The sequence below is a fragment of the Saccharibacillus sacchari DSM 19268 genome (assembly GCF_000585395.1).
Lineage (GTDB): Bacteria > Bacillota > Bacilli > Paenibacillales > Paenibacillaceae > Saccharibacillus > Saccharibacillus sacchari.
On record NZ_KK073875.1, the window covers coordinates 3089391 to 3106769 of the forward strand.

Here is a 17379-nt window from a genome sequence, read left to right on the forward strand (position 1 = left end):
CGATGAACGTAAACCTTAGATTTGATGCGGTTAAGGTACTCGTACCTTATCAACGCTAAAAGTAAGGTTATGCCCGCCGGAAGCCCACCTAAAGCGTGTGGGTTTCCAGCGAACATAATCCTATGATTAAGAGTTGATAATGTACTAGCTGGAACGGTTTGGAGAACGAAGTTAAAAAAGCGCTTTATTTAATGAAGGAATTAAATAGAGCGACAACTGTTTTGGTTTCGAAAAGACCGGATCACGAACGGAAAGGTGAGGGAATATACTGATGAAGAAGATCAAAGTCATGACCATCTTCGGCGTGCGTCCGGAAGCGATCAAGATGGCCCCGTTAATTCTTGAATTGGAGAAGCACCCGGAAGAAATCGAATCGATCGTCTGCGTTACGGCGCAGCATCGGCAGATGTTGGACCAGGTGCTTGAAGTATTCAAGATTACGCCGGATTACGATCTGGACGTCATGAAAGACCGCCAGACGCTGAACGAGATTTCGATTCGCGTGTTGCAGGGACTGGAGCCGGTACTGCGCGAAGCGCAGCCGGATATCGTGCTGGTGCACGGCGACACGCTGACCACGTTCCTGGCCAGCTATTCGGCATTCATGCAGCAGATCAAAGTCGGACACGTGGAAGCGGGATTGCGGACCTGGAACAAGCTTTCGCCGTATCCGGAAGAAATGAACCGTCAGCTGACCGGCGTTTTGGCCGACCTGCATTTCGCGCCGACCTCTTGGTCGGCCGGGAATCTTGCGCAGGAGAACAAGTCAAAGTCAAGCGTTTTTGTCACAGGCAATACGGTTACGGATGTGTTTCAATATACCGTGCAGCCTGATTACACCCATCCGGTGCTCGATTGGGCCAAGGGAAAACGACTGATCCTGATGACGGCGCACCGCCGCGAGTCGCAGGGCGAGCCGCACCGCAATATTTTCCGCGCGGTGAAACGGATCGCCGACGAGTTCGAAGACGTGGCGATCGTTTATCCCGTTCATCCGAGTCCCGCTGTCAAAGAGCCGGCTCACGAAATCCTCGGCGGTCATCCGCGCATCTCGCTGATCGATCCGCTCGACGTCGTGGACCTGCACAATTTTTATCCGCATACCCACATGATTCTGACCGATTCCGGCGGCATGCAGGAAGAAGCACCGTCCTTCGGCGTTCCTGTACTCGTTCTGCGCGATACAACCGAACGGCCGGAAGGAATCGAAGCGGGAACGCTTGAATTGGTGGGAACGGAAGAAGAGAAGGTGTATGCACGGACTCAAGCGCTGCTCAGCGACTCTACTTTGTACGATTCCATGAGCCGGGCCGCCAACCCGTACGGAGATGGCAAAGCGTCGCAACGAATTGTCAATGCGATTCTGCACAGTTTCGGTTTTAAAAAAGGTCGTCCGGAAGAATTTCACACAATGGACACAATTTAAAGCGAACTTGCATTGTGATTGACTAGGTAAACAGTATACAGTATAGCTGTACGGTTGATACGCTTTCACAAATGTGAATCGTGTAGTGTCAAATAATCGTCACAACCTTCCGGGAACGCCGGATACTACCAAAACGTATGAAGAGACGTAACCATTGCCTTTGCAAAAACCATGAAATTTCCAAGAATTTTTCTTTAAAAGGAAAAGTTCGGCGAATTGACAACAACTCTTGCTGTTCAGTAAAATGAATGGGGATTATGAGGTTGACAACCGATGAATAAACGGGACAAACCGTTTAACGATAAGGGCCCTTGGAAAGCGATTGGGCTTGTAAGTGCGATCGGGATCGAGCTTGCCGTCTTTACGCTGATTGGAGTTTTCCTTGGACGTTGGATCGACGAAAAGCTTGGCGGTTCCGGCCTATGGGTTGGCGTCGGCGTGCTTGTGGGTCTGGTCCTGGGTATGCTCGGTGTGGTTGCTATCATCCGTAAAGTCTTGGAGGGAAGCGATGAATGAATTAACCAGGTATATGCGTTGGTTGACTCGCATTACCTATGTGTTGCTCGCAATCGGTGCGATATGGATGTTGATCGCTCCGCATCATCATCCTGTTCTTATGGGCTTGATTCTAGGACTCAGCATCAGCTGTTTGAGCTCTTATTTCTTACTGTACAAGGTCAGAAGAATGACTGACGCCGCTGCGGAGGGTCGAAGAGTCCGCGGAGGGATCGGTTTTGTCTGGCGTGCGCTTGCTGCGGTCGGCGGCATTGTCGTCGCGATCGAGTTTCCGCGCGAGATTAATCTTCAGGCGCTGTTAGCTAGTATGGTAGCCGCCCCGTTCATTCTTTTGATCGTGGGGATATTCATAAACCGCAAAGAAAGCCAGGCCGAGATGGCCCGTTTTGCAGAGCGGAGAAAAGAAGTAGAACAGCTAACCGGAGAAAGGGGTGAAAAAGATGCATGAAGCTCCCGTCATAGAGCTTTACGGTATTCCGCTAGACCTTTCGATCATTATTCCGATGATTGTCAGCTGTATCATCGTTTTTGTTCTCGCAAAAGTGGCAACCCGGAACTTGTCCGTGGAAAACCCGGGCAAACTTCAGAACTTTATGGAGTGGGTGGTCGAATTCGTACAAAACCAGATCGCGAGCACGATGGACTTGAAGCATGGCCGTCCGTATATCGGATTGGCGATCACGCTGATTATGTTCATCTTTGTAAGCAACATGCTGGGCCTTCCGTTCGGTATCGTGATGGGTTACGATAGCGCGGCGGACGCAACGATCTTCGGTCAGCCGATTACAACCGCTGTTGAAGCTTTCAACACGGCTGCAGCCGCTGGCAACGCACATCCGCATGTCGAGGTCGCATTCTGGAAATCGCCTACTGCTGACGTTTCCGTAACAATGACTCTCGCAGCAATCGTGTTCCTGGTCGTTCACTTCCAAGGGATGACGAAGAATACGAAAGGCTACTTCAAGCACTACCTGGAGCCTTATCCGGTATTCCTTCCGATCAACTTGATCGAGCAGTTCTCGAGTTTGCTCACGCACGGTATGCGTCTATACGGCAATATCTTCGCGGGCGAAGTTCTGATCGCAGTTATTCTTAAGCTTAGCGCAGTCGGCGCGGTCGGTCTGGTCGCTTCGATTCCAATGATGATGATCTGGCAAGGTTTCAGTATCTTCATCGGCGCGATTCAAGCCTTTGTCTTTATGATTCTGGCTATGGTTTACATATCCCAGAAGATCGTCAAGCACGAAGACCATTAGCCGTTTTTTAACGAGTAATCGTTAACGAAGAAGCTATGCAGCAAGCGAGTCTCAAGCCCGATCCATTCCAAGCGGAAGCGATTCAGGCAGACTATATATTTTAGCAACACAAAATTGAGGAGGATTACATTCAATGGGACCATTAGCATTTATCGCGGCTGCAATCGCAGTTGGCTTGGGCGCATTTGGCGCGGGTATCGGTAACGGTATGATCATCAGCAAAACGGTAGAGGGTATCGCTCGTCAACCGGAAGCGAAATCCACACTGCAAACGACAATGTTCATCGGTGTAGGTCTGGTCGAAGCTATTCCGATCATCGGTGTCGTACTGGCGTTCCTGTTCTGGGCGGCAGCTTAAGTTAAAAACACGGCGGGGATGGCAGCAGCCTCCGCGCCTTCTTTTTGAAATGAACGCGTTTCGGGTGCGGCGCCGCGGTGTCGCTCTCGCGCAACGCACGAAATATCGAGAAATGCCTAACCTGAAAAACCCGGAAAGGAGTGACTCAAGTGCATTTTGTATGGACCTCTACAGTTGTAACACTCGCCTCTTTTTTGATTCTGTACTTCCTGCTTAACCGCTATGCCTTCGGACCGTTGATGTCCGTGATGGAAAAGCGTCGCGAATTGGTGCTTAGTCAATTGAACGAGGCCGCGGAAACCCGCAGCGAAGCTGCCGCTTACGTCGAACAGCAAAAAGAAGCGCTGCAACAAGCGCGTCAGGAAGCTTACGAAATTCTTGAGCAATCGAGACAGACGAGCAGCAAGCAGGCCGATGCTCTCCTCGCGCAAGCCAAGGAAGAAACGGCTCGCATGAAAGACGAAGCGATTCGCGATATCGACAGCGAGAAGAACAAGGCAATGGCTGCTCTTCGCGGCGAAGTCGGTCGCGTATCGGTACAAATCGCTTCCAAGCTCATCGAGAAAGAGATCGACGAGAAGGCAAACGAAGGCCTTGTTGACCAGTACCTGAAAGACGTAGGGACGAAATCATGAGCCGGGACGTAAAGGTTGCCAAACGATACGCCCGCGCTTTGTTTGAAGTCACGTTTGCCGAAGGCAAAGTTGCCGAAACGCAAGCCGAACTGAAAGCGTTGGCCGAAGTGTTTGCTTCCAACGCGGATTTGCGGGAGTTCGTATCTTCGCCCGGTGTATCTACGGAAGATAAGAAAAAGGCGCTGAACAGCGTTTTCGAAGGTCGCATATCCGTTCCGGTGATCCGTACGGTAGATCTGTTGATCGAACGCGGCCGGACGGGGTTGTTCAGCGAACTGCGCGAGAGTTACGAACGTATTTCGAACGATGCGCTCGGCGTGGCCGAAGCGGTCGTTTATAGTGCTTTTCCTCTGACGGCAGCGGAAGAAGCAGCCGCAGTTGAACGTTTCGGAGTTTTGACAGGCAAGAAAATTACGGTCCGCAACGTAGTGGACAAGAGCGTACTGGGCGGCGCAAGAGTGGTCATCGGCAACACGCTGTATGACGGAAGCCTTGCAGGTAGCCTGGCGCGTCTCGAAAAGTCTTTTGAACGTCAAGCATAAGTGACAGGGGGGAAACCACTTGAGTATCAGACCTGATGAAATCAGCACGCTGATTAAGAGCCAGATTCAACAGTATCAAAATGAAATCGAAGTCGCCGAAGTGGGAACCGTTATTCAAGTCGGCGACGGTATCGCACGCGCGCACGGCCTTGATAACGTATTGTCGGGCGAACTGCTCGAATTTTCCAACGGCGTAATGGGCATGGCCCTCAACCTGGAAGAAGACAATGTCGGTATCGTTATCCTCGGTCCTTACACGGATATCCGTGAAGGCGACCAAGTTAAACGTACAGGCCGCATCATGGAAGTTCCAGTCGGCGAAGCTATGCTTGGCCGCGTCGTGAACCCGCTCGGACAGCCGGTTGACGGCAAAGGTCCGATCGAAACGCCGCATTTCCGTCCTGTAGAAGGTTCGGCTCCGGGCGTTATCGACCGTAAATCGGTACACGAGCCGATGCAAACGGGTATCAAAGCGATCGACTCGATGGTTCCGATCGGCCGCGGTCAGCGCGAGCTGATCATCGGCGACCGTCAAACCGGTAAAACAACCATCGCGATCGATACGATCCTCAACCAAAAAGGCAACAACGTGAAGTGCGTTTACGTCGCAATCGGACAAAAACAATCCACGGTTGCGCAAGTTGTGGAAACGCTGCGTCGCAACGGCGCAATGGAATACACGGTCGTCGTAACGGCATCGGCATCCGATCCGGCTCCGCTTCAGTACATCTCTGCATACGCAGGCTGCGCGATGGGCGAGTACTTCATGTACAAAGGCGAGCACGCGCTGGTTATCTATGACGACTTGTCCAAACAAGCCGCGGCTTACCGCGAACTCTCCTTGCTGCTTCGTCGTCCTCCGGGTCGTGAAGCTTACCCGGGTGACGTATTCTACCTTCACTCCCGCCTGTTGGAGCGCGCCGCAAAATTGAGCGACGCTCGCGGCGGCGGCTCGCTGACGGCTCTGCCGTTCATCGAAACTCAAGCATCCGACGTATCGGCTTACATTCCGACGAACGTAATCTCGATCACCGACGGTCAGATCTTCCTGGAAGCGGACCTGTTCTATTCCGGTCAACGTCCGGCGATAAACGTCGGTATCTCGGTATCCCGCGTCGGCGGTTCCGCACAGATCAAGGCAATGAAAAAAGTTGCCGGCACGCTGCGTCTGGATCTCGCCCAATACCGCGAATTGCAAGCTTTCTCGCAGTTCGGTTCGGACCTTGACAAATCGACGCTGTCCCGCCTTAACCGCGGTGCGCGCATGATGGAAATCCTGAAGCAGGGCGTCAACCAACCGCTTGCTGTCGAACAGCAAGTCGTGAGCTTGTACACCGCTGTCAAAGGCTTCCTCGACGATATCCCGGTTGCCGACGTTCGCCGCTTCGAACGCGAGTTCCTGGCCTACATGACAACCGAGCATCAAGCGATTCTCGATTCGATCGTACAAACCAAAGACCTCACGTCCGACAACGACAAAGCTTTGGTTGCCGCAATCGAACAGTTCAAAAAAGGATTTGCGACAACAGCCTAAGCTGCGCATCTCTTTATGAAGAGCCCTTAACGGCTTCGAACGTGTAAAGCCGCGTCCTTCCCCTGAGGGAAGAGCGGCTTTGCTCGCGAAGCCCGGGCTTATATAACAGTGTTTTTTTCTACTTATAAAGCGATTTTGCTTATGTAAAGTCTGAAAGTGTTGAGAAATTCCGTTTGTATGAAAGCCATTAAGCGGAGGGAGAAATTCAGTTCAAGACGCCTTTGAGCGCGGAAAGCTGTAAGCTTTCTGCACGAAACAGCGTCTCGAACGAATTTCTCCCGCAGCGCCCAAGCTTTCCATACGAATAGGAACTTCTCAACGTTCTGCGGACATAAGTAAGCGAAGTCTGTAGCCCATGCTTACGAAGTAACTTTGCTCACGCAAAGTCTGTAGGAGGTGACAAGATGGCAAAAGGAATACGCGAGATTAAGCGTCAGATTAAGAGTACGCAGAACACCCGCCAAATCACCAAAGCAATGGAGATGGTAGCGGCTTCCAAGCTGCGCCGCGCGCAGGAAAAAACCGAAGCGGCACGTCCGTACTCGGAAAAACTGCGCGAAGTCGTGGCGAGCATCGCTTCCAGCGGAATCGACGCCAGCCATCCGATGTTGGAGAAACGGCCTGTGCGCAGAACGGCGTATCTCGTCATCACGTCTGACCGCGGTCTTGCCGGCGGTTATAACGCGAACATTTTGCGCCGGGTATCGAATGAGCTTCGGGACCGTCATTCGTCTCCGGACGAGTACATTCTGTACGTAATCGGACGCAAAGGTCGGGATTATTTCCGCAGACGCGGGATCACGATCGCGGAAACGGTCACGGAATTGTCCGATGCGCCTTCTTTCGCGGATATCAAAGCAGTCGCGGCCCGAGCGGTAAAAGATTACGAACTCGGCCACTCCGACGCGCTGTACTTATGTTATAACCAATTCGTTAACGCGCTTACGCAGATCCCTCAAGTCGAAGGACTTCTCCCGATGGAGCCCGTTTCGTTCGAAGGAGCGGTTCAAAACTACGAGTTTGAGCCGTCGCCTGCCGAGGTGCTGGATATTCTGTTGCCTCGTTACGCCGAGACGCTGATTTACAAAGCGGTGCTCGAAGGCAAAGCGAGTGAACTGGGTGCGAAAATGACTGCGATGGGTTCGGCAACGAAGAACGCATCCAAGCTGATTAACGAATATACGTTAACGTACAACCGGGCGCGTCAAGCGGCCATTACGCAGGAAATTACCGAAATCGTGGCCGGCGCGAGCGCCGCACAAAGCTGAAGCTTGTAGGAGGGAAAACCAAGCATGAATACAGGACGCATTATCAGCATCATGGGTCCGGTCGTTGACGTGGAATTCGAACGTGGTCAACTTCCTGAAATCCTGAATGCGCTCAAGGTTACAAAAGCGACGGAAAACGGTCAAACGATCGAACTGACTCTGGAAGTCTCGAACCACCTGGGCGACAACACGGTGCGCTGCATCGCGATGTCTTCCACGGACGGATTGACGCGCGGAAGCGCAGCGGTCGACACCGGAGCTCCAATCTCCGTGCCAGTCGGCGAAATTACGCTGGGACGCGTATTTAACGTTCTCGGCGAACCAATCGACGAAGCCGGCGATGTGGTTGCCCCGGTAAATAACCCGATCCACCGTCAGCCTCCGACGTTTGACGAATTGTCGACGCAGGCTGAAATGCTTGAAACCGGAATTAAAGTTATCGACTTGCTGGCTCCTTACGCAAAAGGCGGTAAGATTGGTCTGTTCGGCGGCGCGGGCGTAGGCAAAACCGTTACGATCCAAGAGCTGATCAACAACATCGCACAGGAACATGGCGGTATCTCCGTATTCGCGGGCGTCGGTGAACGCACGCGCGAAGGTAACGACTTGTACCACGAAATGAGAGAGTCCGGCGTTATCAGCAAAACGGCCATGGTATTCGGTCAGATGAACGAGCCTCCGGGCGCGCGTCTGCGCGTTGCCTTGACGGGTCTGACAATGGCTGAGTATTTCCGCGACGAAGAAGGTCGCGACGTACTGCTGTTCGTCGACAACATCTTCCGCTTTACCCAAGCCGGTTCCGAAGTATCCGCCCTGCTGGGCCGCATGCCTTCGGCCGTAGGTTACCAGCCGACGCTGGCGACCGAAATGGGTCAATTGCAAGAACGGATCACGTCGACCAAAAAAGGTTCCGTAACGTCGATTCAAGCGATCTACGTACCGGCGGACGACTATACCGACCCGGCGCCGGCGACGACTTTCGCCCACTTGGACGCGACGACCAACTTGGAGCGTAAAATCTCCGAGATGGGTATCTTCCCTGCCGTAGACCCGCTTGCTTCCAGCTCGCGGATTCTGGCTCCGGACGTTGTCGGCGAAGAGCACTACGAAGTTGCTCAAGGCGTGAAGCAGCTCCTGGCTCGTTACCGCGAGCTTCAGGACATCATTGCGATCTTGGGCATGGACGAGCTGAGCGAAGACGACAAAGTTATCGTTGCTCGCGCGCGCAAAATCCAACGCTTCCTGTCGCAGCCGTTCCACGTTGCCGAAGCCTTCACGGGCCTCAAAGGACGCTACGTACCGGTTAAGGAAACGATCCGCAGCTTCCGTGAAATCCTGGACGGCAAGCATGACGGTCTGCCGGAAGCGGCATTCCTCTTCGTCGGCACGATCGAAGAAGCCGTCGAGAAAGCGAAAACCCTGTAAGCTACTTAGGGTGAGGAGGGATACAAGTGAGCACCTTTTTGCTGGAAATCGTCACGCCGGAGCGTCTTATTTACTCCGGTGAGGTCACCAGTATCATCGCCAAAAGCGTAGAAGGCGACTTGGGTATTTTGCCTGGGCACATTTCGATGGTTGCTCCGCTCCAGATCGGCGCTCTTACGGTGCAGCACGACAAAAAACGTTCGCATATCGCTGTGCACGGCGGCTTCTTGGAAGTTCGTCGCGATAAGGTGGTTGTCTTGGCCGAAAGCGCCGAACTGCCGGAACGCATCGATGTCGATCGCGCTCGCGCTGCAAGAGAAAGAGCTGAGCTTCGGATCGAAAGCAGCAAAATGCATCAAGACGAAGTCGATTTCCGCCGTGCGGAACTTGCGCTTAAGCGCGCAATGACCCGTATCGACGTAAATACTACGGATGTTGTCAATAAATAAGCGCAAGGCCGGTCTCTTCGGAGTCCGGCCTTTTCTCATTGTCCTGTATTTCCCCGGAAATATAGAGAATAGGATTCAAGATGGCGAAAGATTTGCCGATAAAGGGAAAGGGCGGCAAAGGATAGGGTTTTTGAAGAAAAGCGCTTACATAAATTTAAGCAACCAAGCAAAACCCAATGAATAAGCTTCGAAGGAAAGTTATGGGCGCTTTTTTGTAAAAATTGTTTGAATTGTGCTGGATTCTTCGCTCGCTTCCCAGTATTATAGAGGAGTCCGCAAAAATATCGATACGCGGACCGAAGGTCTGACCGGACGAATGAAAGGGGCTTGAAATATGGCTGAAAGTAACCTGGCCGTTTTTTCGCAAACCGGAGTTTCCGGCATTCTGTCTATGGTCGTATCGCTGGGCTGTATTATTCTGGCCTGGTGGGCGCTGCAGAATTTAAAGCTCGATGTAATCATTCGCCATCCGCAGAGCTCGCAGGGAAAGATGCTGCATGTGCTGCTGGCGATCGTGCTCGGGCATTTCGTCGCGAACTTTGTTTTGGATTACGTCGGATGGTCGCAGTTGCTCCGGACAGGATTCTAGAGTCGGAATTGTTTGAAGTCGGAACGCTTGGGTTAATCAGTGATTAGGCTTGTTGGCTACATTTATTTCAAAAGACGAACCGGCTCTCAAGTCGGCATGTGCACAATACCACAAACACAAATTATGGACACACAAAATTAAACGCAAATTAAACGCGCGGAGGGAATACGTAGATGAGCAAATTTATCGTCCGCGGCGGCAAACGATTGACCGGAACCGTCAAAGTTAGCGGTGCCAAGAATTCGGTGCTTCCTATCATCGCTGCCAGTCTTTTAGGACAAGAAGGAGAAAGCATCATTTCCGATGCGCCTCCTCTTGATGACGTCATGACCATCAATAAAGTTTTGGAATCGTTGGGAGCAGGCATTACATACCGTGATGAAGTCATCCGTGTAAATGCGCAAAACCTGACTTCATCTGAAGCGCCATACGAGTGGGTAAGCAAAATGCGTGCCTCGTTCCTCGTTATGGGGCCTCTGCTTGCGCGTTTGGGCGAGACCCGCATTTCGATGCCGGGCGGCTGCGCGATCGGCACGCGTCCGATCGACCAGCATCTCAAAGGCTTCGAAGCCATGGGCGCGAAAGTTACCCTGGGCGAAGGCTATGTCGAAGCCAAAAGCGACGGCAGGCTTCGCGGTGCTAAAATCTATCTGGATTTTGCCAGCGTAGGCGCAACGGAAAATATCATGATGGCTGCAACGATGGCGATCGGTACAACGACAATCGAAAATGCAGCCAAAGAACCTGAAATCGTAGACCTGGCAAACTATCTGAACGCGATGGGGGCGGTTGTTCGCGGCGCGGGTACGGATACCATTCGCATCGAAGGCGTGGATAAGCTGGTCGGCGCTCCGCATACGGTCATTCCCGACCGCATTGAAGCAGGCACCTACATGGTGGCAGCGGCAATCACGGGCGGCGACGTTTATGTGGAAGGCGCAATCGCAGACCATCTGGGTCCGGTAGTGGCCAAGATGGAAGAGATGGGCGTTACGGTTATACCGGACGAGAACGGCATTCGCGTAATCGCGGACAAGCCGCTCCGTGCCGTGGATATCAAGACGCTTCCTTACCCGGGGTTCCCTACGGACATGCAGTCCCAGATGATGGCTTTGCTGCTCAGCTCTACAGGAACAAGCGTCGTGACGGAGACCGTGTTCGAGAACCGTTTCATGCACGTTGATCAGTTCCGTTTGATGAATGCCGAAATCAAGGTTGAAGGACGTTCTTCGTTCGTCAGCGGCGAGACGAAATTCGTCGGAGCGAAAGTGACGGCAACCGATCTGCGCGCAGGCGCGGCTTTGATTTGCGCAGGCCTTGTCGCGGAAGGCACCACCGAAGTCGGCGGAACGCATCACATCGACCGCGGCTACGTGAATCTGACGGAGAAGCTGGTTGGACTGGGTGCGGATATTTGGCGCGTCTCCATGCCGGAGCCTGCCAAAGAAACCGTAACAACAGAAGTGCCGGCACGTACGGAAGCACCTGCATTCAGCGTTCAACCGACGTGGGCATAAGCATAAGATTTCGTTTGAAAAATCCAAGTTCGAGAGAACTTGGATTTTTTGCGTTTTTAGCCTTGATTTCCGGTGAATTTCCGTTGATGTATACCCCATGAATATGGTATGTTAAAAGCTGGTAGTTTACAGGATGGCGGGCGTAAGCGCGCAGTGAAAAAGCCGAATAAACAAGGATGCTGGAGGCCGCGAAAATACATGTTGAGCAAGGATATCGGAATCGACCTGGGCACGGCGAACGTGCTGATTTATGTAAAGGGTAAGGGAGTCGTCATCGATGAACCGTCGGTAGTGGCGGTAGAGAGAGAATCCAAGCGTGTTCTGGCCGTCGGCGAAGAAGCTCGCCGCATGGTAGGACGTACGCCGGGGAATATCGAAGTCGTGCGTCCGCTGCGCGACGGCGTCATTGCCGATTTCGACATTACGGAAGCGATGTTGCGCTACTTCATCAACAAAGTGGGCGGAAGAAGCTGGTACAGCAATCCGCGGATTTTGATCTGCGCGCCGACCAATATCACGTCCGTCGAGCAAAAAGCGATCCGTGAAGCGGCCCAGCGTACCGGAGCGAAAGACGTATATCTGGAAGAAGAACCAAAAGCCGCAGCGATCGGTGCAGGCATGGATATTTATCAACCGAGCGGTAATATGGTTGTCGATATCGGCGGGGGCACTACAGACGTAGCCGTTCTGTCGATGGGGGATATCGTAACGTCCTCTTCGATCAAGGTAGCCGGCGATACGTTCGATGAATCGATTATTCGTTATATCAAAAATAAATATAAATTGCTGATCGGCGAACGGACGGCGGAAGATCTGAAGATCAATATCGCTTCGGTTCATCCCGACGGACGCCAAGTGGAAATGGACATTCGCGGGCGCGACATGGTCAGCGGCCTGCCGCGTACCGTTTCCGTTACATCGGCGGAAGTTAAGGAAGCGCTGGACGAATCCGTTGCGTTGATCGTGAGTGCCGCCAAAACGGTGCTGGAACGCACGCCTCCGGAATTGTCGGCGGATATCATCGATCGCGGCGTCGTGCTGACGGGCGGGGGCGCCCTGCTGCATGGTCTGGACGATCTCTTGGCACAGGAATTGCGGGTGCCGGTCTGGACGGCCGAGGACCCGATGCACTGCGTAGTCAAGGGTACCCAGAAGATGTTGGATCATCTCGACAAAACAGCCAAGAAAAAATTCTGATTTCCCCTCAACAAATTTTCGAATCTGCCGATATATAGAAGACAAGGCCGGAGGGGCTTTTTTGAAAAACGCCGGCCATCAGGACACGGACAACGACAACTTGGATTGGCACAGACGGCAACAGACCGCATCCGCGATATCGGAAAGGGGAAAACATCGAATGCTGAGAGGATTATACACGGCGACCGCAGGCATGATGACGCAGCAGCACAGACATGACACGGTGACGCAGAACATCGCCAACTTGAATACGACGGGTTACAAACAGGTAGAGAGCGTGGCGCGTTCCTTCCCGGAAGTCATGGTCGCGCTGCAAAACGGCGACGGAGGTCGCGATAATCGCGAGGTAGGTAAGCTCAACACGGGCGTGTTTGCCGAAGAAAGCATTTCGATGATGGTCCAAGGCGACGTGACGGAGTCGAATTCGTCGGACGACCTGGCACTGATTTCCGATATCCGGGTCGCGAATCCGCAAGGCGGCAACATTGCGTTTGATGCTTCCGGCAAAGCCGTTCAGGCAAACGGACAAACGATCTATCAGCCGCAGGCTTTTTTCAATGTCGAGAATCCTGCCGGCGGGATCGGCTACACCCGGGATGGCGATATGCATTTGGCTTCCGACGGCCGTCTCGTCACTTCGATGAATCAGAACGTGCTGGGGCAGGACGGACAACCGATCGTGCTGGCCGGCTCGATGGATGATTATTGGGTGCGCGAGAACGGAACGATTTTCAATAAAGCAACAGGCGCCGCGTCCGGACGGATCGGGATCACGGTTGCCGAGCAGCCGAACGGACTGACTCGCGACGGTGAAGGCTTGTTTGCGGAAAAGACGCAAGGGGCCGGTTCGCTGCGAGCTGCAACAAACGAGGACGCAATCGAAGTGAAACAGGGATTCCTGGAGCGTTCCACCGTGGATGCCGCTCAATCGATGGTGGATCTGACGGCGGCGCTTCGTGCTTACGAAGCCAACCAGAAAGTCGTCCAGTTTTACGATAAGAGCTTGGACAAAGCCGTTAACGAAGTCGGAAGAGTCTAACTAAGGGGGCATATTCATGAACAACTCGATGATTAGCGCTGCGGTGACCATGAACGGCCTTCAGCGTAAGCTCGACCTGATTTCGGATAACATCGCTAACCTCGATACCGTCGGCTACAAAGCCAAACAGGGAAACTTCCAGGACGTACTGACCCGCGTGCAGCAGCAGGGCGAATCGTTCCAACTGGACGGACGCCGCACGGATGCGGGATTCAATCTCGGCTTCGGCGCTCGCATGGGCGAAGTCACGGTTGATCTGACGCAAGGACCTCTGAAAGAAACGGGCAGCCTGTCCGATCTCGCGATCGAAGGCAACGCGTTGTTCGAGATTCAAGTGAACGGCGGGAAGGCTTGGACGCGCGAAGGCGCATTCCAGTTGGCCTCTAACGGAACCGACGCGCAGAACGTGTACTTGATGACGAATCAAGGGCATCCGGTCATGGGAACGAACGGACAACCGATTCGCATCCCGGCCACGTCGAAGCTGCAAGTGGATAGCGACGGCACGGTTCGCGCGCTGAACGCTAACGGCACAAGCACGGCCGCGGGTCAGATTTCGCTGGCGCGCGTCGACCGCTCCGAAGGGCTGGTTCAGACGGACGGCAATGTATTCATTTTGGCGGACGGCGCGAATGAAGCGGATGTTTTGACGAATAACGGCGTGACGGCTCAAGTGAGACAACAATACCTGGAACAATCCAACGTGGACATGACCGCGCAGATGACCGAATTGCTTCAAGCGCAGCGCGCTTATCAATTGGCTGCCAAGGCGCTGACGTCCAGCGATACCATGGCAACACTGGCAAACGGAATCCGCCAATAATTGAATGTTCGCACAAATGCATAGATGATAAAATGAAGTCGTCCGAAGCCCCGGTATTTTCGCCGGGGCTTCGGACTTTGCAGCAAGGAGGGTTAGAAGTGGAAAAGGTGATGGACGAGCAGAGCGAAGGATCTGTGCGTCGCAAACGAACATTTGGCAGAAGATTGCTGCGTTTTATTCTTTTTCTGCTTTTTTTCGCACTTTGTCTGGCCGGAGGCCTGGTCTTCGGTTATGTCTATATCGGGAAGCAGGGGCTGGAAGAAGCGTTTAAGCCGGAGACATGGATGCATGTATTCGACCTTGTCTTTGCTCCTTGAAATCAGGAAGATAAGGAAGAGCCGTTCTGGGATCATTGGATCTTGGAGCGGCTCTTTTTCCGTGGCGGTTTTCCGCGATTTCTTTTTGCTTCGGGAAACTGTATAATGATGGGGGAAATTGCCGAAGGGAGTTTTGCTCGTGATGTTGGATTCGCAGCAGATTCAAGAGATTATACCGCACCGCCCGCCGTTTTTGCTGGTGGATCGGATTTTGGAGGTCGAACCGGGCAAACGCGCGGTCGGCATTAAAAACGTAACCGTTAACGAACCTTTCTTTGTGGGGCACTTTCCGGGTTATCCGGTCATGCCGGGGGTATTAATAGTTGAGGCGCTGGCTCAGGTCGGAAGCGTGGCGATGATGATCGTCGAAGAAAACCGGGGGAAACTCGGATTTTTCGCGGGCATCGACGGCTTCCGGTTCAGAGGACAGGTGAAGCCCGGCGATACGCTGCGGCTTGAAGTCGAAATGACTCGCTTCAAGGGGAAGATCGGAAAAGGACATGCCGTAGCAACCGTCGACGGAACCGTGGTTGCCGAAGGCGACATGATGTTTGCGCTCGCCGACCGCGAATAGGCACCTAACCGCGAAGGCCTCTTCACCCCAACAATCCGGACAGGGAGGTACGACAATTATGTTAAATGAAAAAACCGCGGCGGTCGTCAAGCAATGGCTGGAAGACCCGAGCATCGATGAGGAAACCAAACAGGAACTGCGAGGGCTGGAAGCGCAGCCGGACGAACTGGAAGATCGTTTTTACCGGGAGCTGGAGTTCGGCACGGGCGGATTGCGCGGCGTGATCGGCGCAGGCAGCAACCGCATGAACCGCTATACGGTAGGCAAAGCGACGCAAGGACTGGCGGAGTACATACTGGAAACGGCAAAAGGCAAGGCAGGGAAACCTTCCGTCGTCATTGCGCACGATTCGCGTCACTTTTCGCCGGAATTTTCGCTTGAAGCCGCATTGGTCCTGGCTGCTAACGGCATCGTAGCCAAATTGTATCCTTCGCTTCGCACGACGCCGCAGCTGTCTTTCTCGGTGCGTCATTTGCAAGCGGACGGCGGCATCATGGTGACGGCCAGTCACAACCCGCCCGAATATAACGGCTACAAAGTGTACAACCAAGAAGGCGGACAGCTTGTTCCTCATGAAGCGGAGCGCGTCATCAGCCTGGTGCAAGACGTTCAATCGTTCTCGGCAATCAAACGGATTACCCGCGAAGAAGCCGAAGCGCAAGGCCTGCTGGTTTGGCTGGGTGATGCGGAAGACGAAGCTTTCATCGATACCGTAGCGAGCTTGTCCCTGAGCCGCGAGCAATTGGCCGCCGGCAAAGGCGACGACCTGCAAATCGTCTTTACGCCTCTGCACGGTACAGGCAATCTGCCGGTGCGCCAAGTGTTGGAGAAGATCGGCTTCAAAAATGTTGCCGTGGTACCGGAACAGGAGCTGCCGGACGGCGACTTCTCGACGGTAAAATCGCCGAACCCGGAAGAACGCGAAGCGTTCACGCTGGCGATGAAGCTGGGCGAAGAACTGAATGCGGACATCCTGATCGGTACCGATCCGGACTGCGACCGCATGGGCGCCGTGGTTCGCAACCAGGAAGGCAAGTACGTCGTTCTGAGCGGCAACCAATCCGGCGCGATCATGGTCGATTACGTATTAAGCCGCATGAAAGAAGCAGGAACGCTGCCGGAGAACGGCGCGGTCATCAAAACGATCGTAACCAGCGAACTAGGTGCGGTCATTGCCGAGCATTACGGCGCTTCCGTGCTGAACACGCTGACCGGCTTCAAGTACATCGGCGAGAAAATGACGCAATTCGAACAAAGCGGCGAGCATACCTTCTTGTTCGGTTACGAAGAAAGCTACGGTTATCTGGCGGGCAGCTACGCGCGCGACAAAGATGCCGTGCTGGCGGCTATGCTGATTGCGGAAGCGGCAGCTTACTACAAGACGCAGGGCAAGACGTTGTATGACGTGCTGGAAGGACTGTATGCACAGTTCGGAACGTTCATCGAACGTCTGGAATCGCGCACGATGAAAGGCAAAGACGGTCTGGCCAAAATCCAGTCGATCATGGCCGAATGGCGCGATAACCCGCCGACTGAAGTCGCAGGCGTGAAGGTCGTGCAGACTCTCGATTATGCAAAAGGCATCGACGGGCTTCCTTCCGAAAACGTGCTGAAGTATATTTTGGAGGACGACTCCTGGTTCGTTCTGCGCCCATCGGGCACGGAACCGAAAATCAAAGTCTACTTCGCGGTTCGCGGCGACTCGCTCGCAGCGGCCGAAGAAGCCGTGGAACGACTGGTTCAAGCGGTTACGGCAAAAGTAGACGCTTAAGCTTTTTTCTCTACAATTGGATATTGATTAAAAATGGCCGCGGACCGATTACGATTCGCGTTCGCGGCGGTTTTTACAGAACTCCCACGATGCCTCTTGCCGAAGCGCGCCGAAGCGGCGCGTTTCGGCAGGAGGCGTCTGAC

19 protein-coding genes are annotated in these 17379 nt (G+C 53.6%); all 19 read left to right on the forward strand.

Translation table 11 applies throughout. The annotated features are described in order from the left end of the window. Positions 1-271: 271 nt before the first annotated feature. The 19 genes from wecB to SACSAC_RS13275 all read left to right on the forward strand — a co-directional run bounded on the left by wecB (position 272) and on the right by SACSAC_RS13275 (position 17236). A complete protein-coding gene (gene wecB, locus SACSAC_RS13185) occupies positions 272-1426 on the forward strand; it encodes a non-hydrolyzing UDP-N-acetylglucosamine 2-epimerase (RefSeq protein WP_037287098.1) in 1155 nt (384 codons plus the stop codon). A gap of 273 nt (positions 1427-1699) precedes the next feature. Continuing rightward, positions 1700-1942: an AtpZ/AtpI family protein gene (locus SACSAC_RS13190; protein ID WP_037287099.1), complete on the forward strand. Its 243-nt coding sequence runs from the start codon at positions 1700-1702 to the stop codon at positions 1940-1942. Then, a complete protein-coding gene (locus tag SACSAC_RS13195) occupies positions 1935-2390 on the forward strand; it encodes an ATP synthase subunit I (protein ID WP_037287102.1) in 456 nt (151 codons plus the stop codon). Before SACSAC_RS13190 ends, SACSAC_RS13195 begins: the two co-directional genes overlap by 8 nt. Beyond that, positions 2383-3198 (forward strand): F0F1 ATP synthase subunit A, encoded by an 816-nt coding sequence (gene atpB, locus SACSAC_RS13200; protein ID WP_037287104.1) that lies wholly within the window; start codon positions 2383-2385, stop codon positions 3196-3198. Before SACSAC_RS13195 ends, atpB begins: the two co-directional genes overlap by 8 nt. Before the next feature lie 133 nt (positions 3199-3331). Further along, positions 3332-3556 carry a F0F1 ATP synthase subunit C gene (gene atpE, locus SACSAC_RS13205; protein ID WP_037287105.1) on the forward strand — a complete coding sequence of 75 codons (225 nt, stop codon included), beginning with the start codon at positions 3332-3334 and terminating at the stop codon, positions 3554-3556. Between the two features lie 149 nt (positions 3557-3705). Next, positions 3706-4191, forward strand: a complete 486-nt coding sequence (gene atpF, locus SACSAC_RS13210) for a F0F1 ATP synthase subunit B (protein WP_037287107.1) — start codon at positions 3706-3708, stop codon at positions 4189-4191. Continuing rightward, complete coding sequence (locus SACSAC_RS13215) at positions 4188-4733, forward strand: F0F1 ATP synthase subunit delta (protein WP_037287110.1); 546 nt, start codon at positions 4188-4190, stop codon at positions 4731-4733. The genes atpF and SACSAC_RS13215 overlap by 4 nt, the downstream gene beginning before the upstream one ends. A gap of 19 nt (positions 4734-4752) precedes the next feature. Continuing rightward, entirely contained in the window at positions 4753-6267 is a 1515-nt protein-coding gene (atpA, locus tag SACSAC_RS13220) for a F0F1 ATP synthase subunit alpha (RefSeq protein WP_037287112.1), read from the forward strand. Between the two features lie 404 nt (positions 6268-6671). Then, a complete protein-coding gene (atpG, locus tag SACSAC_RS13225; RefSeq protein WP_037287115.1) occupies positions 6672-7535 on the forward strand; it encodes an ATP synthase F1 subunit gamma in 864 nt (287 codons plus the stop codon). Positions 7536-7559: 24 nt separating this feature from the next. Further along, a complete protein-coding gene (atpD, locus tag SACSAC_RS13230; RefSeq protein ID WP_037287117.1) occupies positions 7560-8960 on the forward strand; it encodes a F0F1 ATP synthase subunit beta in 1401 nt (466 codons plus the stop codon). A gap of 26 nt (positions 8961-8986) precedes the next feature. Beyond that, complete coding sequence (locus SACSAC_RS13235) at positions 8987-9409, forward strand: F0F1 ATP synthase subunit epsilon (RefSeq protein ID WP_037287120.1); 423 nt, start codon at positions 8987-8989, stop codon at positions 9407-9409. Between the two features lie 334 nt (positions 9410-9743). Next, on the forward strand, positions 9744-9998 hold the full coding sequence (locus SACSAC_RS13240; protein ID WP_051507097.1) for a DUF1146 family protein: 255 nt from the start codon (positions 9744-9746) through the stop codon (positions 9996-9998). 173 nt (positions 9999-10171) lie between these two features. After that, positions 10172-11515: a UDP-N-acetylglucosamine 1-carboxyvinyltransferase gene (gene murA / locus SACSAC_RS13245; RefSeq protein ID WP_037287123.1), complete on the forward strand. Its 1344-nt coding sequence runs from the start codon at positions 10172-10174 to the stop codon at positions 11513-11515. Positions 11516-11713: 198 nt separating this feature from the next. Then, entirely contained in the window at positions 11714-12712 is a 999-nt protein-coding gene (gene mreB, locus SACSAC_RS13250) for a rod shape-determining protein (RefSeq protein ID WP_037287125.1), read from the forward strand. Between the two features lie 160 nt (positions 12713-12872). Continuing rightward, complete coding sequence (locus tag SACSAC_RS13255; RefSeq protein WP_037287128.1) at positions 12873-13751, forward strand: flagellar hook-basal body protein; 879 nt, start codon at positions 12873-12875, stop codon at positions 13749-13751. Between the two features lie 16 nt (positions 13752-13767). Further along, positions 13768-14574, forward strand: a complete 807-nt coding sequence (locus SACSAC_RS13260; protein WP_037287131.1) for a flagellar hook-basal body protein — start codon at positions 13768-13770, stop codon at positions 14572-14574. Between the two features lie 98 nt (positions 14575-14672). Further along, positions 14673-14891, forward strand: a complete 219-nt coding sequence (locus SACSAC_RS13265) for a DNA-directed RNA polymerase subunit beta (RefSeq protein WP_229714336.1) — start codon at positions 14673-14675, stop codon at positions 14889-14891. A 142-nt stretch (positions 14892-15033) separates the two neighbouring features. Beyond that, a complete protein-coding gene (fabZ, locus tag SACSAC_RS13270; protein WP_037287133.1) occupies positions 15034-15465 on the forward strand; it encodes a 3-hydroxyacyl-ACP dehydratase FabZ in 432 nt (143 codons plus the stop codon). 58 nt (positions 15466-15523) lie between these two features. Beyond that, entirely contained in the window at positions 15524-17236 is a 1713-nt protein-coding gene (locus SACSAC_RS13275) for a phospho-sugar mutase (RefSeq protein ID WP_037287135.1), read from the forward strand. Positions 17237-17379 lie beyond the last annotated feature (143 nt).